We start from the raw sequence: 22,887 nt of genomic DNA on the forward strand, positions 1-22,887 counted from the left end.
AAGTTTGTGTCAGTTTACCACAGCCCTGCTTAAGTGTTAGGTTTCAACAGCCTGAGTGACAGGCCGCAAAGGATGAAACCGCATTGCGTGACAAAGATTGGAGAAATCAGTCGCGCCAGTTACACTAGGGCTTGCTTCCGCTGAAGCATTCCTCATTTCTTTATTAATCAGACAAGTCAGGTGTTTACGTGCAGAAGTATTTAACAGAAGCGCGTCAATTGCTGGCCCTCGCGATCCCCGTTATCCTGGCTCAGGTGGCGCAAACCGCGATGGGATTTGTAGATACCATTATGGCCGGCGCAGTCAGCGCCACGGATATGGCCGCCGTCGCTGTTGGCACGTCCATTTGGCTTCCCGCCATCCTGTTTGGTCATGGTGTTTTACTGGCATTGACGCCCACCATTGCGCAACTCAATGGTTCAGGTCGCCGCGAGCGAATCGCTGAACAGCTTCGTCAGGGCTTTTGGCTGGCGTTTTTCCTCTCGCTGCTCATCATGCTGGTGCTGTGGAACGCCGGGTATTTTATCCGCTCCATGCATGACATCGATCCGCTACTGGCGGAGAAAGCCGAAGGCTATCTGCATGCCCTGCTGTTTGGTGCGCCGGGTTACCTGTTTTTCCAGGTCATGCGTAACCAGTGCGAAGGGCTATCCAAAACCAAACCCGCTATGGTGCTGGGTTTTCTTGGGCTGATGCTGAATATCCCGCTGAACTATATCTTTATCTACGGTCACTTCGGCATGCCGGCACTGGGCGGCGTGGGCTGTGGCGTAGCAACCGCTTCGGTCTACTGGGCGATGTTTTTCTGTATGCGCTTCTGGGTACGACGGATGCGCAGCATGCGGGACATCCGCGTGGAGAGCCGCTGGTCCGCACCCTCACGCGCTATCCTGCAACGTCTTACAGGGTTAGGTTTGCCGGTCGCCCTGGCACTGTTTTTTGAAGTGACCCTGTTTGCTGTGGTGGCGCTGTTAGTGTCGCCGCTGGGCATTGTTAATGTTGCCGGGCACCAGATTGCCCTGAACTTTAGCTCGCTGATGTTCGTGCTGCCGCTGTCGTTGGGCGTGGCGGCCACCATTCGCGTGGGTTATCGTCTTGGGCAGGGTTCGACAGAGCAGGCGCGCGTGGCGGCCTGGACCGCGCAAGGCGTCGGTGTCGGCATGGCGGTAATCACGGCGATCTTTACCGTAACGTTTCGCCATCAAATCGCCCTGCTTTACAACGACAATCCCGCCGTGGTGACGCTGGCTGCGCAACTCATGCTGCTGGCGGCCATTTATCAGATTTCAGATTCTATTCAGGTCATTGGCAGCGGGATTTTACGTGGTTATAAAGATACCCGTTCGATTTTCTTTATCACCTTTATTGCCTACTGGCTGCTGGGTCTGCCGTCGGGTTACATCCTGGCGTTGACCGACTGGGTTGTCCCGCGCATGGGGCCGGCGGGGTTCTGGTGCGGGTTTATCGTTGGCCTGACCTCGGCCGCCGTGATGATGCTGTGGCGGGTACGACGTTTACAGCAATTACCTGCGGCGTTGATCCTGACACGCGCGTCTCGCTAACTGACTGAACGGGCCGGAAAAGGCCCGTTACGTTCAAAAAAACGGCGCATCGTGCAGATGATGTTCATTCATTGGCAAATTTGTATTTTTCTCCTTGCCAGCCTCTTACGCTGCCGTTAATATTCGTCCCCGCTGTCGCCCTGACAGCATGTTGCGCTCTTAGCTCAGTTGGTTAGAGCACCACCTTGACATGGTGGGGGTCGATGGTTCGAGTCCATTAGAGCGCACCAAGTGCGTCCGTAGCTCAGTTGGTTAGAGCACCACCTTGACATGGTGGGGGTCGGTGGTTCGAGTCCACTCGGACGCACCAAATTTGATATGCGCTCTTAGCTCAGTTGGTTAGAGCACCACCTTGACATGGTGGGGGTCGATGGTTCGAGTCCATTAGAGCGCACCACTCTTTTACGTCCTTTCTTCTTTTGCACAACAACCCCTTTCTTGATTTACATTACCTTTAGTGACTGTTTTTCGATTGGTTTTCGCATACTTAGTGATTATACTGGCGGCGTTGTTTACTTGAAAGGTTTCAGCGACTACGTGCTTATGACGATAACTAAGATTGTTTGCGCAACAACGTCACGGTGGTTAACCCGGCTAACCACGCAACTTCCCTGCACGCCTGGCCTTCGTCACCTATTCTTATCTTGTACCGCCCTTATCGCTTTCAACCAGAGTTCTCATTTCGGTGCGCTGTCATCGAAATCCTGTTTCTCATCCATCACAACTTACAGATAACCCGTCATGAAAAAGACTAAGATCGTTTGTACTATCGGCCCAAAAACCGAATCCGAAGAGATGCTGACCCAGCTGCTTGAAGCAGGCATGAACGTTATGCGTCTTAACTTCTCTCACGGTGACTATGCAGAACACGGCCAGCGTATTACTAACATGCGTGCCGTGACGAAAAAAACCGGTATTCCTGCGGCTATTCTGTTGGATACGAAAGGCCCGGAAATCCGTACCATGAAGCTGGAAGGTGGCAACGATGTGTCCCTGAAAGCCGGTCAAACCTTTACCTTTACTACCGACCAGAGCGTGATTGGTAACAGCGAGCGCGTTGCCGTTACCTACTCAGGTTTTGCCAACGATCTCAAAATCGGTAACACCGTGCTGGTCGATGATGGTCTGATTGGCATGCAGGTCACCGAAGTCACTGAGAACAGCGTCGTCTGTGAAGTCCTCAACAACGGCGATCTGGGCGAAAACAAAGGCGTTAACCTGCCTGGCGTTTCTATTCAGTTGCCTGCGCTGGCGGAAAAAGACAAACGCGACCTGATTTTTGGTTGCGAGCAAGGTGTTGATTTTGTCGCGGCGTCGTTCATCCGTAAACGTTCAGACGTGCTGGAAATCCGTGAGCACCTGAAGCAGCACGGCGGCGAACACATTCAAATCATCTCTAAGATTGAAAACCAGGAAGGCCTGAATAACTTCGATGAAATCCTCGAAGCCTCTGACGGCATCATGGTTGCGCGTGGCGATCTGGGCGTGGAAATCCCGGTTGAAGAAGTGATCTTCGCGCAGAAGATGATGATCAAAAAATGTAATAAGGCCCGTAAAGTCGTGATCACCGCGACACAGATGTTGGATTCGATGATTAAGAACCCACGTCCAACCCGCGCTGAAGCCGGCGACGTGGCTAACGCCATCCTTGATGGTACTGATGCCGTTATGCTTTCCGGAGAGAGTGCTAAAGGTCGCTATCCGCTGGAATCGGTAACGATTATGGCCACTATCTGTGAACGCACCGATCGTGTGATGAAGCCGCGTATCGACGGTCAGAATGACAGCCGTAAGCTGCGCATTACTGAAGCTGTCTGCCGTGGTGCCGTTGAGACAGCGGAAAAACTGGAAGCGCCCCTGATTGTCGTCGCAACGGAAGGCGGTAAATCAGCCAAGGCCGTGCGTAAGTACTTCCCGAACGCAACCATCCTGGCATTGACGACTAATGCCACCACCGCCCGCCAGTTGATTCTGAGCAAAGGTATTGAGACACGTATGGTCAGCGAAATCGCCTCTACCGATGATTTCTATCATCTGGGTAAACAAGCGGCGCTGGAAAGCGGTTTCGCTCAGAAAGGTGATGTTGTGGTGCTGGTTTCCGGTGCGCTGGTCCCAAGCGGAACCACCAATACGGCGTCGGTGCACGTTCTGTAATAGCGCATTTAACGCCTCTTTTTTAAAAAGCGCCTTAAAAGGCGCTTTTTTATTGGCTAAACAATTACGATTCTGGAAAACCTCAGCCTAAAGTCACAATAAAAATGCCCTTAAAATTAAGGTTAATCCGATTAAATCTCTCTGTTTTAGCTAAATTTTTTTACGTTCCTCTTCAATTCGCTGTTTCTTTGAGCGAACGATCATGTTTAAGCATGTTCTTATCAAAAAATTATTCTCAAGTTAAAAAGCTTTGTGTAATACTTGTAACGCTACATGGAGATTAACTCAATCTAGAGGGTATAAATAATGAATCGTACTAAACTGGTACTGGGCGCGGTAATTCTGGGTTCAACTCTGCTGGCTGGTTGCTCAAGCAACGCTAAAATCGACCAGCTGTCTTCAGACGTTCAGACTCTGAACGCTAAAGTTGACCAGCTGAGCAACGACGTGAACGCAGTGCGTTCTGACGTTCAGGCTGCTAAAGACGACGCAGCTCGCGCTAACCAGCGTCTGGACAACCAGGCTCACTCTTACCGTAAGTAAGAGTTCTGGTTTTAAAAATGGTGCCCTTGTGGCACCATTTTTTTTGCCTGCTATTCAGCGGTCAAGGCTCGCGCGCTCCCCTCTCCCGCCGTCTCAGGGCGACGATAAGACCGCAGCCTCATTCTGCACCGGCTCTCCCGCACTGACCAGTACAGGCATCCCTGAGCGACGCGTCAGGGTGGCTTTGATCAATGCCCCGTCACTCTGCTCGCTTTTCATAAACGTCCTGAAGCCACCATTGAGCGCGATTGGCGCGGTTTGCGGATCATCCTTCTCACTGTGCGACAGCGGCTGATGCACTTCGACATAGCGTTTACCATCAGGTTCAACGCTGTATTTCACCGGCTGATTGATAATTTGTACCCGCGTGCCAACCGGCACTGCATTATAGAGCGCCTCGATATCCTCAGTACGTAAGCGAATGCATCCTGAACTCACGCGCATACCGATACCAAAGTTCGCGTTGGTGCCGTGGATAAGGTACTGCCCCGTACCACGGGCCATACGCAGCGCATGCAGCCCCATAGGGTTATCCGGGCCAGCCGGGAACACGGCGGGCAGCGTGATGCCCTCTTTGGCGTAACGCTTGCGGATATTCGCCGTTGGCGTCCAGGTGGGATTGGGGATTTTCTGACTGATACTGGTCACCATGATGGGCGTCATTATCCCTAACTGGCCAATGCCAATGGGATACACGATGACTTTGTTTTCGCCTTTCGGATAGTAGTACAAACGCAATTCGGCCATGTTAACCACGATGCCTTCGCGCGGCGTATCCGGCAAAATCATTTGTAGCGGAACGGTGAGTTGGGTGCCCGGCTTCGGTAACCAGGGATCGGTGCCGGGATTCGCTTCTAACATCCCCAGCAAGCCCACCTGGTAGCGCGCAGCAATGTCTTCCAGCGGGCGTTTGTTATCCGGCACCTGCGTCAGGACATTTTCACCTATCAGGCGACTGTCAGGTGGCGGTAACGGGTATTCCGTGGCAAAAACGGGTGCAGAGAGCCCAAAACAGGTCAGCAGCAATGCACCAGCTAAACACAAAGCAGGTTTCATGCGGTTTTCTCGTCAGATAGTAAAAAGACGCCGGATGGCGTCTTTGGAGTGTATCTTAGCTGAGGTTCTGAGCGGTATGGCGAATTGCCTTAATCATCGCTTCCAGCCCCTGCGAACGCGTTGGCGTGAGGTGCTGAACAAGGGCCAGTTCGCCGAACCAGTGGCGAACATCCAGTGCCACGATCTCAGCGGGTTGCAGATTTTGATAGAGACTAAATACGATAGCTATCAATCCCTTAACAATAGCTGCATCACTGTCACCTTCAAAGCCAATGGTGCCATCTGCCTGCGGCGTCATTTTGATCCACACCTGGCTCTGACAGCCGGTAATGGCATGTTCAGGCTGGTGCAGTGTTTCAGATGATTCCGGGAGTTTGGCACCCAACTCAATGATGTACAGATACTTCTCTTCCCAGTTGGCGCAACGATTGAAGTTGCGCACCAGTTTCTCTTTTTCTGGCAACGTCGCCATTAATCACTCCGTTTACTCTGCTCAACCGCCCAGCAGACGATGAATACGCGTCAACCCAGCCGCCAGGCGATCGACCTCTTCTTCACTGTTATAAAAGGTGAACGACGCGCGGCACATCGCCGGGACCTGATAGTGGCGCAGTAGCGGCATAGCACAATGATGTCCGGTACGAATCGCAATACCGTACTGATCAAGGAAGCTGCCGACGTCAAACGCGTGGTGTTTGCCAAGGTTAAAGGCAATCACGCCTGCGCGCTGCTGCGGACCGTATATCTGAATATCAGGCACGGATGAGAGTTTATCAAGGGCATAGTTCATCAGGGCCGTTTCGCGCTGATGGATGGTATCCAGACCCAGCGCCTGCACGTAGTCCAGCGCCGCACCCAGCCCGATGATTCCGCCGGTGTTTGGCGTACCGGCTTCAAAACGCCAGGGCGCGGTATTCCAGGTGGTGCCTGTGGGCAGCAGCACTTCACCAATCATCGATCCCCCGCCTTCCCAGGGTGGCATCGCATCCAGAAGGGCCTTACGACCATAAAGCACGCCAATACCATTTGGGCCATAGAGCTTATGGGCGGAGAAGACATAGAAGTCGCAGTCGATATCCTGCACGTCGACCTTGTCATGCATCACGGCCTGAGCGCCATCAATGAGCGTAACCAGACCAGCGGCCTTCGCCTGCGCAACGATAGCTTTAACCGGGTTTACGGTGCCCAGCACGTTTGAAACGTGCGTAACCGCCAGCAGCCGGGTGCGGCTGTCAATTAATCCAGCCAATTGCGCCAGGGCCAGCTCACCGTTGTCAGTGAGCGGCAGTACCCGGATCTCTGCTCCACAGCGCTCTGCCACCATCTGCCAGGGCACGATATTCGCGTGGTGTTCCATCTGGGTGATGATCAGATTATCACCAGGCTGGAGCTGACTGCCGCCCCAGCTGTTCGCGACCAGGTTAATGCCTTCCGTCGTACCCTTTACAAAGACGATCTCTTCCGACGACGATGCATTGAGAAAACGTGCCGCCTGTTCGCGAACGTTTTCCATGTCGCTGGTCGCCTGCTGGCTGAGCGTATGGATACCACGGTGCACGGCTGCATAGCCGTGCTGGTAAAAATGACTTTCGGCATTGATGACCGACAAAGGGCGCTGTGCGCTGGCCGCGCTGTCAAGGTAGGCCAGCGGATGACCGTTGACCTCACGCTTCAGAACGGGGAAATCCGCCCTGATACGCTCGAGATCGAAGTGCATCATGAGTCGTCTCCTGGAAAGCGCTGCGCAATGCGCTGCAGCACAGCCTGTCGCAGCACCGGGTTTTCCAGCGTTTCGGTCAACTCGGCAGCAAAGGCATGAATGATCATGGTTTGCGCCGCGTCCTGATCAATACCGCGCGAGCGCAGATAGAACATCTGTTCGTCATCAATACGGCCCACGGTCGCGCCGTGGCTGCACTTCACATCATCCGCATAAATTTCCAGCTGCGGTTTGGTGTCGACTTCTGCCAGACGGCCTAATAACAGGTTGTTATTGGTCATCTGTCCGTCTGTTTTCAGTGCATGTTGAGCCACTTTGATATGGCCGTTAAATACGGCACGCCCTTTATCACGCACGATGGTTTTGTGCATCTGACGACTCAGGCAGTGGCCTTTGTTGTGTTCAAGATAGGTGCGGGTATCCGCCACTTCCTGATTCACCGGCAGCACCAGGCTGTTCAGGGACAGCTGAGTATTTTCACCATTGAGCTGCGTACTGGTATTGTGACGGCTTAAGCCGGCACCCAGTAAGAAGCTGGTACTGGTGACTTGCGCATCACGATTAATGACGATGTCGTTATGGGCAAAGTGATAGCTTTTGGTGCTCTCAAAGGCCAGCTTGGTGTGCTTGAGCCTGGCATTGTCCGCGACGGCAAACGTAAAACGGGCACCGGTAAAATGCGCGCTGTCGTTCAGCGTCACAAAGTGCTCGATCACTTCAGCTTCAGCGCTCTCTTCCAGTTGCAGATGGTGACGATGATGCACGGTATTCATGCCGTCGTTTTTGCCGCTGGTGATGTGCAGCAGATATAGCGGACGTGCTGCTGCCTTTCCGCGCGCCAGGCGAATACAGGTCACTTCTTCAGCCAGGCTTTCGGTCAGATGCAGGAAAATTTCTGGCTGAACAGCCGCAGGCAAATCACGACGTTCGGCCGCTACGCTGTGCTGAATCTCAAACAGTTCAGTATCACGCGTACTCAGCGCAGGCTGGAATTTACCGTCAACAAACACCAGACGGATCGCATCCAGCGCCAGGGCCAGTTCGTCAACCTGCGAGGCGCTGAGTTCATGCGCGTCGGGCAACACAAAGTGCTGCGCCAGCAGGCCATCCAGCGGGGTGTATTTCCAGTTTTCATGTTTGCGGGTGGGCAAACCCAAACGCATTAGCTGCTGCCAGTGTTGCTGAGCCTGCATTGAACGCATTTCACCGCGTGATTCAAACAGGTGGTGCCACTGTTGCAGCGCAGAATCACTCTTCGTCGGTAAGCCAGCCATAGCCCTGCTCCTCCAACTGTTTCACCAGCGAGAAGTCGCCAGATTTTATGATTTTGCCCTGATACAGCACGTGCACGAAGTCAGGCTTGATGTAATCCAGAATACGCTGGTAGTGCGTCACGATAATGAATGCACGCTTTTCGTTGCGCAGGCTGTTTACGCCGTTGGCCACGATTTTCAGGGCATCAATGTCCAGACCAGAGTCGGTTTCATCGAGAATGCACAGATCGGGTTCCAGTGCGGCCATCTGCAGAATATCGTTACGCTTCTTCTCACCACCGGAGAAGCCAACGTTAACGGAACGCGTCAGCAAATCTTCTGGCATCTGCAGTAGATCAATTTTTTCTTCAATGAAGTCCTGGAAATCAAAGCGATCCAGCTCGTCCTGCTGACGATATTTGCGCACCGCATTCACGGAGGTCTGCAGGAAAAACTGGTTGCTGACGCCGGGAATTTCAACCGGGTACTGGAAAGCCATAAAGATGCCTTCGCCTGCACGTTCCTCAGGTTCCAGCTCCAGCAGGTCTTTGCCCTTAAAGGTGACTGAACCGCCGGTCACTTCATAGTCTTCACGGCCGGCTAAGGTCGCAGACAGCGTACTTTTACCCGAACCGTTTGGTCCCATGATGGCGTGAACTTCACCGGGTTTAATCTCAAGGTTCAGACCACGTAAAATCGCTTTGTCTTCAACGCTAACCTGTAAATCTTTGATACTTAACATGCTTATTCCTTCACATTGCTTCCGGCAACGCGTGTGACGGCGTCAATCAGCCCACACTGTGCTCAAGGCTGATGGCTAACAGTTTTTGTGCTTCCACTGCAAATTCCAGCGGCAGCTCAGAGAATACGTCTTTACAGAAACCGTTCACGATCATTGAGATAGCATCTTCTTCACTGATGCCACGTTGCAGACAGTAGAACATCTGATCTTCGCCGATACGTGAGGTGGTCGCTTCGTGCTCCAGCTGGGCGGTATTGTTACGGGTTTCAACATACGGGAACGTATGCGCACCGCAATCCGGGCCAATCAGCATGGAATCACACTGGGTAAAGTTACGTGCGTTGGTTGCCGTGGGCATGATTTTCACCAGGCCACGGTAGGTGTTCTGGCTTTTCCCGGCTGAGATACCTTTAGAGATGATGGTCGACCTGGTGTTTTTGCCGATGTGGATCATCTTGGTACCGGTGTCCGCCTGCTGGCGGCCGCTGGTCAGTGCCACCGAGTAAAATTCGCCCACCGAGTTATCGCCACGCAGAATACAGCTTGGGTATTTCCAGGTAATGGCCGAGCCGGTTTCCGACTGGGTCCATGACATTTTGCTGTAGTCACCTTCGCAAAGCGCGCGCTTGGTCACGAAGTTGAGAATACCGCCCTCGCCTTCGCCACCCGGGAACCAGTTCTGAACGGTGGAATATTTTACTTCCGCGTTCTTATGAATAATGACCTCGACCACCGCCGCATGAAGCTGGTAAGTATCACGCACGGGCGCAGAGCAGCCTTCGATATAGCTGACGTAGCTGTCTTCATCTGCAATCAGAATCGTACGTTCAAACTGACCGGTTTTCGCGGCGTTGATACGGAAATAGGTCGACAGCTCCATCGGGCAACGCACCCCTTTCGGGATGTAGACGAAGGTACCGTCAGACGCCACGGCAGAGTTCAGTGCAGCAAAGAAGTTGTCGTTGGGTGGCACCACGGTACCCAGATACTTTTTCACCAGTTCGGGATGATCGTGGATGGCTTCGCCAAACGAACAGAAGATAATCCCCTGCTCTGCCAGCTTGCCACGATAGGTGGTCGACACGGAGACGGAGTCAAAAATGGCGTCAACCGCCACTTCTTTGCCTTCACGTACCGGAACGCCTAACTGATTAAACGCGTTCTCAACTTCCTGCGTCAGATAATCACTGGCAGGTGCGCTACCGGATGCCTGAGTCGCGCCGGGTTCGGAGGCGCAGGTGTCATCGCAGTTTCCGCACGATGGCGCGGAATAGTAGCTGTAATCCTGATAATCAAGCTTTTCGTAATGGGCTTTCAGCCAGTGTGGCTCTTCCATTTCCAGCCAGGCACGAAAGGCTTTAAGACGAAACTCCAGCATCCACTCTGGCTCGTTACGCTTAGCCGAAATTGCCCGCACCACATCTTCATTGATGCCGTTGGCAAATTCTTCGGTTTGCAATTGGGTAAAGAAGCCCTCTTTGTAATTGAGCTTACCTTCCCACATTTGTACATCGTCAGATGTTTCGCTGTGTCGTGACATATTTCACTTACTCGACGCCAAAGCTTTCACCGCACCCGCAGGCGTGCTGAGCTTTAGGGTTATTGAATTTAAAAATCTGATTCAGGCCTTCGCGGACATAGTCCACTTCGGTGCCATCGATAAATGGCATTGCCTGAAGCGGCACAAACAGCGTTGCGCCGTAGTAGGAAAACTGCAGATCATCATCTTCTGGCTGCTTCACCAGATCCATCACATAACCAAAACCGGCACAGCCGGATTGTTTAATTGCTAAACGCAGGCCCTTGACTTCTGGGTTTTCTGCGGCCAGATTTAGAATTTGTTTCGCTGCGGTTTCAGTCAGCGTTAACCCTTTCCACACATAATCGTCGGGTGAGAAAGAGTCTGCATTCACGGATGACATGTTGATACCTCTTGAGTCCGGACCTTTTCAGGCTATCCCCCTATGGTAGTGATCTGACAAATCACTTCAACCTCTTGTTTTGCAGGGATAATCATAAGGTGCTGTTTTTGACAGCGCATTTATTAAGCATAGCCGTTTCAGGCAGGCTTGCAGAGGCAAGCGCTGGACGAAATACGGTGCTGTAACCTGTTAATAATTCGTGAATTTTTAAATAACCACTTTAGGATAACGCCCTTATTGATAGGTTACGCCTTTCTGGCTTGTAAACAGATTGTTATTTCCGATTATACCGACAGGTGAGATAAATCGAAAAAAATTTCTTCCCGGGTGATTGCAATCCCGCTCCGGATGAATATGATAATCATTATCATTCAATATTGAGGCGCGTTATGTCGTTATCCGTTTCCGCCTGGCTTCAGCATAAACTTGATGAATACCGATTTTCGGTACGCGATCTCACCGTCGATTTCTACCTGGCTCAGGCCAAACTTAACCGGGCTGAATGTACCCTTCAGCAACTGCGTCAGTTTAATGATACCTGCCTGGATATGGCAGAGATCTGCCAGCTAAATGGCGATGACCAGAGTTATCTGCATGCGATGGGCAAACTTCACCACCGACTGGTGGACGAAATGCAAAACCCCGACCGCGATCGCCTGTTTCGTCTTCAGGCTTACCAACTGGCAAGGCTGTCTCTGACGCAGCTGTGCCACCAGCTTGCCCGCTGCGGTGAATGGGAACAGGCCACCCTGTTGCAGCGTGAATTTGTCCGTCACGCAGGCTGGATATTCTAATCCAACCTGCGATCGGCGTCGCCTACCCGTTTTACACTAATTCAAGCAGTGCCTGAAGCGGATGACGCATCCCGTTGCCCTCTACCCGTTTGACCTGACTGCGGCAGGAAAAACCGGTTGCCAGACAGCGTTGACGCGGCAGTTTTTGCAACTGTGGATGCCATGACAGCGCATAAATCCCCAGCGAATTCTCCAGATTCTGGCTTTCGTGACCATAGGTGCCTGCCATTCCGCAGCAGCCCACGTTAATATTTTCGAGCTTTGCGCCGAAGCGCGAGAAAATCGCCTGCCACTGACCGGGCGTTGCCGGAAGGGCCGTGACCTCCGTGCAGTGGGCAAACAGATACCATGATTCCCCGCCGGTGACCTGTACCTCATGTTCCTGCAGCGCATTCTGCAGCCACTCATGCACCAGCAACACAGTAAAGTCACCGCGGGCCTCGCCCAGCGTCTGACGATACTCATCGCGGTAACACAGCACCGTTGCCGGATCGATCCCCACCATCGGCATCCCCAGCTTTGCCACGCGATTCAGGAAATCGGCAGTTTTACTGGCCGTGCGGGCAAAGCGTTGTAAAAAGCCTTTCACGTGCTGCGCTTTGCCGTTAGGCGTGAACGGCAGCAGAACCGGCTGATAACCCAGTTTTTCAATCAGCGTAATAAAATCGTGCACCAGCCTGGCTTCATAGAAGCTGGTGAAGGGGTCCTGCACCACCAGCACTTTTTTGGCTCGCTGCGTGTCACTGAGCGCTTCAAGCTGCTCCAGCGTCATATTCATGGCCGGGTGCCCGCTCAACTGCTGCTTGAGCGTCGGCGATGACAGTAACGGCAAGTCGACCATGCCGATGTGCGTTTTACTGAAGGAAGAGGCCCAGGGCTGCTTCAGAAAAAAGTTAAACACGCCCGGCGCTTTTGCCATGAGTGGCGCATAGCTTTCGACCGCTGCGACCAGGTGGTCGCTGAGCGGGCGCAGATAGCGCGTATGGTAGAGCTGTAAAAAGCGGGAACGAAAATCCGGGACGTCAATCTTAATCGGGCACTGGGTGGAACAGGCTTTACAGGCCAGGCAACCTGACATCGCCTCCTTCACCTCATGTGAAAAGTCATATTCCCCTTTGTTCGCATACCAGGTGTTGCGCATTCTGCTTATCAGCGCGCGGAGCGACAGGGTATTTTCCGGCAGTTTTTTCTCCAGCATCAGCGGATCAACCCCCTGTTCCGCCAGTAAACGCAGCCATTCCCGCGTTAAGGTCGCGCGCCCTTTGGGCGAGTGAATGCGGTTACGGGTGATTTTCATGGAGGGGCACATCGGGCTGCGGGCATCAAAATTAAAGCATAGTCCGTTGCCATTACACTCCAGCGCGCCACGCCAGGTTTCACGCACCTGAAGGGGAATCTGGCGATCGTAGCTGCCACGCTTGGTCGCATCGACCTGCATCATTGCCGCATCGCTGTCGAACGGTGTACAAATCTTGCCGGGATTAAGTCGGTTATCGGGATCGAAGGCGGCTTTGATGCGGCGCAGCTCATTAAACAGCGTTTCACCAAAAAACGCCGGGCTGTACTGTGCGCGGAAGCCCTTGCCATGTTCGCCCCAAAGCAGGCCACCATAGCGTGCGGTTAAGGCAACCACCTCATCGGAAATTTGCTTCATCATCATTTCCTGATGAGGATCGCACATATCCAGCGCCGGGCGGACGTGAAGCACGCCGGCATCCACATGACCAAACATGCCATAACTCAGGCCATGGCTGTCCAGAAGCGCACGGAACTCGACGATATAATCGGCAAGATGTTCAGGTGGAACGGCCGTGTCTTCAACAAACGGTATCGGCTTGGCACGCCCTTTGGCATTGCCAAGTAAGCCCACGGCTTTTTTACGCATGTTGTAGATGCGCTCGATCCCATCAAGATCGTCACAAAGCTGGTAGCCGATAACGCCGCCCTGCTGCGCTGCCATTAAGGTATCCAGACGGGCACAGAGCTGCGTCATTTGCCGATCGATCTGCTGGGCATCATCTCCGGCAAACTCCACAATATTCAGCCCCAGCATCTCTTTATCCGGAATATCCGTAATCAGCTCGCGAACGGAATGCCAGACAATGTCTTCCCGCGCCAGATTCAGGACTTTGGAGTCAACCGTTTCTACCGACAGCGCCTGGGCTTCTACCATCAGCGGCGCGTTACGTAGCGCGGAATCGAAAGCGTCATACTTAATATTGACGATGCGCCGCACCTTGGGCAGAGGCGTAATATCCAGACGGGCTTCAGTGATAAACGCCAGCGTCCCTTCCGCGCCACATAACAGCCGCGTCAGGTCAAAGGTCTGCATATCATCGCTAAACACATGGCGCAGATCGTAACCGGTCAGGAAACGGTTAAGTTTGGGAAACTTTTCCAGAATCAGTTCGCGATGCTCACGGCAACGACTCAGTACCTGCTGATAAATCCGGCCTTCGGGGGTTGGCGTTTGCGCCAGATGCTCGGCCAGCGCGGTGGGTACCGGCCGGGTATCCAGAATATCCCCGCCGAGCAGCACGGCCCGCAGGCCCAAAACATGGTCAGAGGTTTTGCCGTAGACCAGCGAACCCTGCCCGGATGCATCGGTGTTAATCATCCCGCCGAGCGTGGCTCGGTTACTGGTCGATAACTCTGGCGAAAAGAAGAAGCCAAAAGGTTTCAGGTAAGCATTAAGCTGGTCTTTTACCACGCCGGCTTCAACGCGTACCCATCCCTGTTCGGTATTGATCTCCAGGATGCGGTTCATGTGGCGCGACATGTCGACAATAATGCCCTGATTCAGCGACTGGCCGTTGGTGCCGGTGCCACCGCCGCGCGGGGTAAAGACCAGGCCTGAAAAGGGCGCTTCACCCGCAAGCCGGGCTATCAGGGCAACGTCTGCCGTGGAACGCGGGAAAAGCACCGCATCGGGCAGAAGCTGATAGATGCTGTTGTCGGTGGAAAGCGAAAGTCTGTCGGCGTAACTGGTGGCGGTATCGCCAGTGAAACCCTGCGCTTTGAGGGTTTCAAGAAATGTCAGCACCCGCTGGATAAGACCCGGTGCCTGAGAAATCTGTGGGATCATTATTATGTGACCAAAGATGTTGGGTAGGTTTGCGTCTGTATCTTGCTTTACGCCTCAGTTTTATCACATTTCCAACGGCGCTGTCGTTTTTTCAGGGGAAGCTGAAACCATTTCTTTACAAGCCTGTATAAACGCCATGAAATGGCTCATGATTATGGGGCTCCGTTATCCCCTGAGTTGACGGATTCCAATGAGGTAATGCCTAAGATGAAAAGCCTGGAACGGCAGATAGATCTTCCCCAAATGTTATTCACATTGATGTTCATTTTACTCTTAATCGCCGCCTGTTTATGGGTGGTTCAGCCGTTCATATTGGGCTTTGCCTGGGCAAGCATGGTGGTCATCGCCACCTGGCCACTGATGCTGAAAATTCAGCGGCTGCTCTGGGGACAGCGCTTTCTGGCGGTGATTGTTATGACCATTCTGCTGCTGCTGTTGTTTATTATTCCGGTTGCCCTGCTGGTTAACAGCCTGATCGATAACAGCGCACCGGTTATCGCCTGGGCAACCCAGGGACATATGTTGCCAACCCTGAGCTGGCTTAACGATATTCCCATGGTGGGCGAGAAGCTGTATGCCAGTTACCAAAAACTGGTGGCGGGCGGCGGCGCGGCCATCATGGCAAAACTGCAGCCCTATGTGGGCCGCACCACCGGCTTCTTTGTTGCGCAGGCCGGACACTTTGGCCGCTTTATGATTCATCTGGCCGTGATGCTGCTGTTCAGCGTGCTGCTGTACTGGCGCGGTGAGCAAGCCGCGCTGGGTATCCGTCATTTTGCCTGGCGCATGGCGGGCAGACGGGGTGATGCCGCGGTTTTGCTGGCCGGACAGGCCGTACGCGCCGTCGCGCTGGGCGTGGTCGTTACCGCGCTGGTACAGGGCGTACTGGGCGGCATCGGGCTGGCAGTCTCTGGCATCCCCTATGCCACCCTGCTGACCGTGTTGATGATTCTCTGTTGCCTGGTGCAAATCGGTCCTCTGCTGGTGCTGGTTCCCGCCATTATTTATCTCTACTGGAGTGGAGATACCACCTGGGGCACGGTACTGCTGATCTGGAGTTGCGTGGTCGGTACGCTGGATAACATTCTGCGTCCGGTGCTGATTCGTATGGGCGCGGATCTCCCCCTGATTTTGATTCTGTCCGGCGTCATCGGGGGATTAATCGCCTTCGGTATGATTGGTCTGTTTATTGGACCGGTTGTGCTGGCCGTTTCTTATCGACTGGTCTCCGTCTGGATGCATGAAGTACCTGCCCCGAGCGCCGATCCCCTGCGGGTCGCAAAGGAATCACCGGAAGAACAGCCCTGATTCCTGATTTTATATGATTAGTAGTCGTTAAGTTGGCTGGCTGATTAAGATATCGCCAGCCATTTTTTCATTAGCAGATTTTAAGATAAAACGCATATTTCACGTCTCTGGCCCATTCCTCACGCTAAAATGATTACTTTCTAAACATAATAACGGTCCGAAACGCTCTGGCCAGTCGTCAAAATATTATTTCTTTTAAACTAATAAGAGGATTCTTAAAGACGCCAGCGAGCCGTGTGAATAACATATTTCCTATGTTGGAAATCAACTTACTGGTTTCTAAACACCCTAATTTCCCCTGAGTAGCGTAAAGAATTGCTGTGTGTAGTCTTTGCCCATCCCCTGTGATGGGCTTTTTTTTGCCTGTCGAAAAGTGAAACCAAAAAGGCCAGCATTCGCTGGCCTTCAGGCAGTAATCTTACTAATAACGTCAGGCGGTTTTGTTCAGGGCCGCCAGGCTTAACCAGGTTTCAACAACGGTATCCGGATTCAGTGACAGGCTGTCAATGCCCTGCTCCATTAACCAGGCAGCAAAATCCTGATGGTCGGAAGGTCCCTGACCACATATCCCAACGTATTTCCCCTGTTTTTTCGCCGCCTGAATCGCCATGGACAGCAACGCTTTTACCGCCTCATTCCGTTCATCAAACAAAGCTGAGACGACCCCGGAATCGCGATCCAGCCCCAGCGCCAGCTGAGTCATGTCATTAGATCCAATGGAGAAACCGTCAAAGTGTTGTAAGAACTGCTCGGCCAACAGCGCATTCGACGGTATTTCACACATCATAATGACCTTAAGCCCGTTCTCTCCGCGCTTCAGCCCCTGGCGACCTAACTCCTCCACCACCGCCTGAGCCTGATCGACCGTACGCACAAACGGCACCATGATCTCGACGTTGGTCAGTCCCATCTCGTTTCGTACCCGCTTCACCGCTTCGCACTCCAGCGCAAAACAGTCACGGAAGCTTTCGGACACGTAACGGCCCGCGCCACGGAATCCCAGCATCGGGTTCTCTTCTTCCGGTTCGTAACGTTCCCCACCCACCAGATTGGCGTATTCATTAGTTTTAAAATCCGACAGGCGCACAATCACCCGTTTTGGTGCGAAAGCCGCGCCCAGCGTCGCGATCCCTTCGGTCAGGCGAGCAATGTAGAACTCAACCGGATCGTCGAAGCCTTTCATCAACTGACGAATTTGCTTCTGCAACTCAGGGGTTTGCTGATCAAACTCCAGTAACGCTTTGGGGTGCACGCCAATCATGCGGTTGATGATAAATTCCAGACGCGCCAGCCCGACACCTTCGTTAGGCAGGCAGGCGAAATCAAAGGCGCGATCCGGGTTACCCACGTTCATCATGATCTTAAGCGGCAAATCCGGCATGGTATCGACCTGCGAACTGGTGACATCGAAGTCGAGCAGTTCGTCATAGACATAGCCAGTATCGCCTTCTGCACAGGAAACGGTGACGTTGTGGCCTTCTTTGAGGCGCTCAGTGGCATCGCCGCATCCCACCACCGCTGGAATACCCAGCTCACGCGCGATAATCGCAGCATGACAGGTACGGCCGCCGCGATTGGTCACAATGGCTGAGGCCTTTTTCATGATCGGTTCCCAGTCGGGATCGGTCATATCCGTCACCAGCACGTCGCCTTTTTCAATGCGGTTCATCTCGCTGATATCATGAATGACCTTAACCGGACCAGCACCAATACGGTGGCCGATAGCGCGGCCTTCAATCACCACATTACCCTGCCCTTGCAGGCTGTAACGCTCCATCACCTGACCATTGGAACGCACAGTTTCAGGGCGCGCCTGGACGATAAACAGCTTGCCGGTATGGCCGTCTTTAGCCCACTCGATATCCATCGGACGTTTGTAGTGTTGCTCAATCAGCACCGCCTGATGGGCCAGCGCCTCAACTTCGGCATCGCTCAGACAGAAACGGTCGCGCTCGGCTTCCGCAACGTCTTCAATACGCACCTGCTCGCCATGCTCCCGCGAGTCGGCGTAAACCATCCGCACTTTTTTCGAGCCCATGTTGCGACGCACGATGGCAGGACGTTTCGCGGCCAGCGTCGGCTTGTGCACATAAAACTCGTCAGGATTCACCGCTCCCTGCACCACCATTTCGCCCAGGCCCAGCGCGGCGGTAATAAACACCACCTGATCAAAGCCTGATTCCGTATCAATGGTGAACATCACACCGGATGAGGCCAGGTCAGACCGCACCATGCGCTGAATCCCCGCCGACAGCGCCACGCCGCGATGATCGTAGCCCTGATGGACGCGGTAAGAGATGGCACGGTCATTAAACAGCGAGGCATAAACGTGTTTGACCGCTACCATGACTGACTCAATGCCCTGCACGTTCAGGAAGGTTTCCTGCTGTCCGGCGAAGGACGCATCAGGCATATCTTCAGCGGTGGCGGATGAACGCACGGCGAAGGACGCGTCTGCATCATCCGCAGAGAGTTGGTCATACGCTGCAAGAATGGCGGCTTCGAGTTCAGGCTGGAATGGGGTTTCGACTACCCACTGGCGTATTTGTTTCCCTGCTTTCGCCAGTTGATCAACATCATCAATATTGGTGTCATCCAGCAAAGCATAGATACGCTGGTTCAGACCGCTCTGCTCAAGAAACTGATTAAAGGCCCAGGAAGTAGTGGCAAAACCATTCGGTACTGACACACCTAAAGATGACAAATTGGTAATCATCTCACCCAGAGAGGCATTTTTGCCCCCCACCCGATCAACATCATGCATGCCAAGCTGGTTGTACCAAAGTACTAAGGGCTGTTCGCCTTTATTGGACATTGAACTGATCCTTTATTAATGAATGGGCACATGGAAAATCCTGCTATTAACACATTCAGCCTGGCATAACGTCTGACGAAACACGATCTGTTGAATCGTTAAAGCAGATTCTCTGAGGCAGTTTCAGAATTGCGCCTGGTTTTTTGCAACGTTGCGCAAAGCAATCATTTCTCAATAACACTTTGATAATAAATCACTTATTATTTTTACCGTCGCCTATGCCACTTTTGTTGTTGCGCAACACGCGCCGCCCGTGTTTATCGCCAAAGGCCACCAGGTGAGGAAATATGCAGGCAGGAACAGAGATAGCCTTATGGTGAAAAGGGAAAACCGGCTGGCACAGAATGAGAGCGCTACACTTGCGCCTGAAGGCATGGTTATATTGACTGAACCATCCAATTTTTATCACGATTTCTCTGCCCGAGGCACGACTCATGACCACTGACAGAAGCGTTTTCTATATTTCCGACGGCACAGCAATTACAGCCGAAGTGCTGGGCCACGCCGTGTTATCTCAGTTTCCGGTAAATACCACCAGCGTTACCCTGCCGTTTGTTGAAAACGTGCAGCGTGCGCAGGCGGTTAAGGCGCAAATCAATGCGCTTTACCAGCAAAGTGGCGTGCGCCCGTTGGTATTTTTTTCCATTGTGACGCCTGAAGTACGCGACATCATTGTTCAGAGTGAAGGCTTTTGTCAGGACATTGTCCAGGCGCTGGTCGCTCCACTTCAGCAGGAGCTGGGCCTGTCACCGGCACCGGTCGCGCACCGAACGCACGGGCTTGATGCCAGCAATCTGGGTAAATATGACGCCCGTATCGCGGCGATCGATTACACCCTGGCGCACGATGACGGCATCTCTCTGCGCGGCCTGGAAGATGCGCAGGTGATCCTGATTGGCGTTTCCCGCTGTGGCAAAACGCCAACCAGCCTGTATCTGGCGATGCAGTTTGGTATCCGTGCTGCTAACTATCCGTTTATCGCCGACGACATGGATAATCTGAAATTGCCCCCGGCCCTGCGTCAGCATCAACACAAACTGTTTGGCCTGACAATCGACCCGGAACGCCTGGCGGCTATCCGACAGGAACGTGCGGAAAATACCCGTTATGCTTCTCTGCGCCAGTGTCGGCTCGAAGTGGGCGAAGTCGAAGCGCTGTTTCGCACTCACCAGATTCGCTATCTCAACAGTACCAATTATTCCGTGGAAGAGATTGCCACCAAAATCCTCGACATTATGGGCCTGACGCGCCGCATGTATTAATGATCCCCAGGCGGCGGAGCTGTAACGCGCCGCTGCCGCAATTTTACCGTGCATTGTCACGTTGTGGCTTGAATTCACAGGCTAATGGTTTATTGTGACCATCATCACTTCCCGGTATTTCACCGCTGCGAAGACAAAGCTTAGAGAACAACATGAATAAAACTGACGAACTGCGCACGGCGCGCATTGGCAGCCTGATTTCCCCTGCCAGTCTGGCAGCACAACATCCGCTTTCACCTGCCATGGCCGACAACATCACCGCCGCACGCAAACGTATTGCCCGCATCCTCACAGGCGACGATCCCCGTTTACTGGTTGTCATCGGCCCCTGCTCCCTGCATGATCCGGTCGCCGCGCTGGACTACGCTCAGCGTTTAGTTGCCCTACGTGAACGTTATCAGGATCGGCTGGAAATCGTGATGCGCACCTATTTCGAAAAACCGCGTACGGTGGTCGGCTGGAAAGGCCTGATATCCGATCCCGACCTGGACGGCAGCTTTGATGTGAATCGCGGCATCAGTATTGCCCGCAAGCTTCTGATTGATATCAACGCGCTGGGCTTGCCGACCGCCACCGAATTCCTGGATATGGTAATCGGCCAGTTTATTGCCGACCTGATTAGCTGGGGCGCCATTGGTGCACGCACCACAGAAAGCCAGATCCACCGTGAAATGGCGTCGGCGCTCTCCTGCCCGGTCGGTTTTAAAAACGGTACGGATGGAAACGTGCGTATTGCCGTGGATGCCATTCGTGCATCCCGTGCCAGCCATATGTTTCTGTCGCCGGATAAGCAAGGTCAGATGACCATTTACCAGACCAGCGGTAACCCGCATGGCCATGTCATCTTACGAGGCGGTAAGCAGCCCAACTATCATGCCAGCGACGTAGCCGACGCCGCTGCCTGTTTAGATGAATTTGGTCTGTCGCCACAGTTGATCATCGATTTCAGCCACGGCAACTGCCTGAAGCAACATCGCCGCCAGCGTGACGTCGCCATCGACGTCGCCGAACAGATTAAAAGCGGTTCGCGCGCGGTCGCCGGCGTGATGATTGAGAGTTTTATCGAGGAAGGCAATCAGAAAGTGGTGAGCGGTGAACCCCTGACCTACGGCCAGTCGATCACCGATCCCTGCCTGAACTGGCAAGACAGCGAAGACGTGCTCGCGCTGTTAGCGGACGCCGTTTCTCACCGTCTGTAAATCAGCTGGAGCAGCTTACCTCCAGCGTTTTGCCCCAGTCCGGCGGCCGTTGACGATATTCAGCGGCCGTCGCGTCACTAAAAGGCTGTTGAAGCGCCTGATGTAAACGCGCCAGCGCCCCGCTTTCGCCCTGTTCCGCCTCGTCTATGGCCTGTTGAGCAAGATAGTTACGCAGCACCACGGCGGGATTGGCCGCTTTCATCGCCTGCTGCCGTTCAGCATCGCCGATCTGCTCCTGCAATAAGCGGTTACGGTAATGCTGATACCAACGGTCAAAGGCGGGACGATCGATGAATTCATCTCGCAGCGGCGAACGGCTCTCAGCCTGCTGGGTCTCACTCAACAAACGAAACGTCAGCGTATAATCGCTGCGTTCCTGACTCATCAGGCCGAGCAAACCGGTCAGAATGTCATTATCGCCGGCATCTGCTGTCAGCAAGCCCAGTTTTGCCCGCATCCGCTCTCCCCATTCGCGCATCAGCTCATTTTCATAACCGCTCAGCGCCTGCCGGAGCTGTTCAGTCGTCAGCAACCCTGACAGCGCATGGGCCAGACGATTAAGATTCCACAAGCCAATCATGGGCTGATTTTCGAAGCTGTAGCGCCCTTGATAATCGCTGTGATTGCAGATGTAGTCTGGCTGGTAGTCATCCAGGAATCCGTAAGGACCGTAGTCGATGGTCAGACCGAGGATCGACATATTATCGGTATTCATTACACCATGAGCGAAGCCCACGCTTTGCCACTGAGCAATCAGCCGTGCAGTGCGCAGCACAATATCGGAAAACCACAGTTGATAACGATCGGCTTCGTCGACCAGGTGCGGCCAGTGATGACGAATGGCATAGTCCGCCAGCTGCCTGACCTGTTCAGGTTGCTGGCTATAGAAGAAGTGCTCAAAATGACCAAAGCGTAGATGGCCTGGTGCAATGCGCATCAACATCGCGCCGCGTTCGGCGTTTTCGCGGTAAACGGGTTCATCGCTGATGGCAACGCTCAGCGCGCGCGTGGTAGGAATGCCCAGATGATGCAGCGCCTCAGAAGCCAGAAACTCGCGCACCGTTGACCGTACAACAGCCCGGCCATCGCCCATTCGTGAATACGGCGTCAGCCCTGCGCCTTTCAGATGCCAGTCGAGCCGGCGGCCGTCGTCCAGGTATTGTTCACCCAGTAACATACCGCGGCCATCACCCAGTTGACCTGCCCAGACGCCAAACTGATGCCCGCTGTAAACCTGAGCCAGCGGTTGCATGCCGGGCAACAGCGCGGCGCCATACCAAACGCCATGCCCCTGCCCGGCAAAAAGATCGCTGTCCAGCGCCATCTCATTCGCCAGGGCTGCGTTGTGGTACAACAGTCGACCGCCTGCAAGCGGCGTAGGATGTAACGCGGTGTAGCTGCCCGGAAGCTCACGGAACCAGCTATTGTCAAAGACCATTATTTCTCCCCAACGACACCGGGTATCGTGTGAT

General features: G+C 53.5%; 17 protein-coding genes, 3 tRNA genes and 1 other RNA gene. 11 read left to right on the plus strand and 10 right to left on the minus strand.

Going from position 1 to position 22,887, the window contains the following annotated elements:
• The first annotated feature begins 188 nt into the window (after positions 1-188).
• The 6 genes from QNH99_RS12565 to QNH99_RS12590 all read left to right on the plus strand — a co-directional run bounded on the left by QNH99_RS12565 (position 189) and on the right by QNH99_RS12590 (position 4,259).
• Entirely contained in the window at positions 189-1,562 is a 1,374-nt protein-coding gene (locus QNH99_RS12565) for an MATE family efflux transporter (RefSeq protein ID WP_063879393.1), read from the plus strand.
• Positions 1,563-1,715: 153 nt separating this feature from the next.
• Positions 1,716-1,792 (plus strand) — tRNA-Val (locus tag QNH99_RS12570).
• A gap of 3 nt (positions 1,793-1,795) precedes the next feature.
• Positions 1,796-1,872, plus strand: a tRNA-Val gene (locus QNH99_RS12575).
• A 10-nt stretch (positions 1,873-1,882) separates the two neighbouring features.
• Positions 1,883-1,959, plus strand: a tRNA-Val gene (locus QNH99_RS12580).
• A gap of 344 nt (positions 1,960-2,303) precedes the next feature.
• Positions 2,304-3,716 carry a pyruvate kinase PykF gene (gene pykF, locus QNH99_RS12585; protein WP_063879392.1) on the plus strand — a complete coding sequence of 471 codons (1,413 nt, stop codon included), beginning with the start codon at positions 2,304-2,306 and terminating at the stop codon, positions 3,714-3,716.
• Between the two features lie 306 nt (positions 3,717-4,022).
• Positions 4,023-4,259: a major outer membrane lipoprotein gene (locus QNH99_RS12590; RefSeq protein WP_006118977.1), complete on the plus strand. Its 237-nt coding sequence runs from the start codon at positions 4,023-4,025 to the stop codon at positions 4,257-4,259.
• Between the two features lie 93 nt (positions 4,260-4,352).
• Here the strand turns inward: QNH99_RS12590 and QNH99_RS12595 are convergent, their stop codons facing one another.
• From QNH99_RS12595 to sufA, 7 genes are read right to left on the minus strand one after another with little or no spacing between them, the layout of a single operon-like run.
• Positions 4,353-5,315 carry a L,D-transpeptidase family protein gene (locus QNH99_RS12595; RefSeq protein ID WP_283356085.1) on the minus strand — a complete coding sequence of 321 codons (963 nt, stop codon included), beginning with the start codon at positions 5,313-5,315 and terminating at the stop codon, positions 4,353-4,355.
• A 55-nt stretch (positions 5,316-5,370) separates the two neighbouring features.
• A complete protein-coding gene (gene sufE / locus QNH99_RS12600; RefSeq protein WP_063879390.1) occupies positions 5,371-5,787 on the minus strand; it encodes a cysteine desulfuration protein SufE in 417 nt (138 codons plus the stop codon).
• Between the two features lie 21 nt (positions 5,788-5,808).
• Complete coding sequence (gene sufS / locus QNH99_RS12605) at positions 5,809-7,032, minus strand: cysteine desulfurase SufS (protein WP_063881165.1); 1,224 nt, start codon at positions 7,030-7,032, stop codon at positions 5,809-5,811.
• Complete coding sequence (gene sufD / locus QNH99_RS12610; RefSeq protein ID WP_410516754.1) at positions 7,032-8,309, minus strand: Fe-S cluster assembly protein SufD; 1,278 nt, start codon at positions 8,307-8,309, stop codon at positions 7,032-7,034. The genes sufS and sufD overlap by 1 nt, the downstream gene beginning before the upstream one ends.
• Complete coding sequence (gene sufC, locus QNH99_RS12615; protein WP_063879388.1) at positions 8,284-9,030, minus strand: Fe-S cluster assembly ATPase SufC; 747 nt, start codon at positions 9,028-9,030, stop codon at positions 8,284-8,286. Before sufC ends, sufD begins: the two co-directional genes overlap by 26 nt.
• 46 nt (positions 9,031-9,076) lie before the next feature.
• Complete coding sequence (gene sufB / locus QNH99_RS12620) at positions 9,077-10,570, minus strand: Fe-S cluster assembly protein SufB (RefSeq protein ID WP_096012517.1); 1,494 nt, start codon at positions 10,568-10,570, stop codon at positions 9,077-9,079.
• A gap of 7 nt (positions 10,571-10,577) precedes the next feature.
• Positions 10,578-10,952, minus strand: a complete 375-nt coding sequence (gene sufA, locus QNH99_RS12625; RefSeq protein ID WP_063879386.1) for a Fe-S cluster assembly scaffold SufA — start codon at positions 10,950-10,952, stop codon at positions 10,578-10,580.
• 389 nt (positions 10,953-11,341) lie between these two features.
• On the opposite strand from sufA, the gene QNH99_RS12630 reads away from it, so the two are divergent.
• Positions 11,342-11,746, plus strand: coding sequence for a hypothetical protein (locus QNH99_RS12630; protein ID WP_063879385.1), 405 nt, complete (start codon positions 11,342-11,344; stop codon positions 11,744-11,746).
• 31 nt (positions 11,747-11,777) lie between these two features.
• Here the strand turns inward: QNH99_RS12630 and QNH99_RS12635 are convergent, their stop codons facing one another.
• Positions 11,778-14,831: an FAD-binding and (Fe-S)-binding domain-containing protein gene (locus QNH99_RS12635; protein WP_410516755.1), complete on the minus strand. Its 3,054-nt coding sequence runs from the start codon at positions 14,829-14,831 to the stop codon at positions 11,778-11,780.
• 207 nt (positions 14,832-15,038) lie between these two features.
• Here QNH99_RS12635 and ydiK point away from each other — a divergent pair, with 207 nt between their 5' ends.
• Positions 15,039-16,139: an AI-2E family transporter YdiK gene (gene ydiK / locus QNH99_RS12640; protein WP_063879384.1), complete on the plus strand. Its 1,101-nt coding sequence runs from the start codon at positions 15,039-15,041 to the stop codon at positions 16,137-16,139.
• 254 nt (positions 16,140-16,393) lie between these two features.
• An RNA gene (rprA, locus tag QNH99_RS12645) (antisense sRNA RprA) lies at positions 16,394-16,502 on the plus strand.
• A gap of 67 nt (positions 16,503-16,569) precedes the next feature.
• Here rprA and ppsA read toward each other — a convergent pair.
• Positions 16,570-18,954, minus strand: a complete 2,385-nt coding sequence (ppsA, locus tag QNH99_RS12650; RefSeq protein ID WP_063879383.1) for a phosphoenolpyruvate synthase — start codon at positions 18,952-18,954, stop codon at positions 16,570-16,572.
• Between the two features lie 434 nt (positions 18,955-19,388).
• On the opposite strand from ppsA, the gene QNH99_RS12655 reads away from it, so the two are divergent.
• Both QNH99_RS12655 and QNH99_RS12660 read left to right on the plus strand, forming a co-directional pair.
• The gene (locus tag QNH99_RS12655; protein ID WP_063879382.1) at positions 19,389-20,216 is read left to right on the plus strand and encodes a posphoenolpyruvate synthetase regulatory kinase/phosphorylase PpsR; all 828 of its coding nucleotides are present in this window, start codon (positions 19,389-19,391) and stop codon (positions 20,214-20,216) included.
• 152 nt (positions 20,217-20,368) lie between these two features.
• Positions 20,369-21,415 carry a 3-deoxy-7-phosphoheptulonate synthase gene (locus tag QNH99_RS12660; protein ID WP_410516756.1) on the plus strand — a complete coding sequence of 349 codons (1,047 nt, stop codon included), beginning with the start codon at positions 20,369-20,371 and terminating at the stop codon, positions 21,413-21,415.
• Between the two features lies 1 nt (position 21,416).
• Here QNH99_RS12660 and QNH99_RS12665 read toward each other — a convergent pair whose 3' ends face one another.
• On the minus strand, positions 21,417-22,853 hold the full coding sequence (locus QNH99_RS12665) for a protein adenylyltransferase SelO (RefSeq protein WP_410516757.1): 1,437 nt from the start codon (positions 22,851-22,853) through the stop codon (positions 21,417-21,419).
• Positions 22,854-22,887 lie beyond the last annotated feature (34 nt).

Source organism: Pantoea allii (genome assembly GCF_046529425.1).
Lineage (GTDB): Bacteria > Pseudomonadota > Gammaproteobacteria > Enterobacterales > Enterobacteriaceae > Pantoea > Pantoea allii.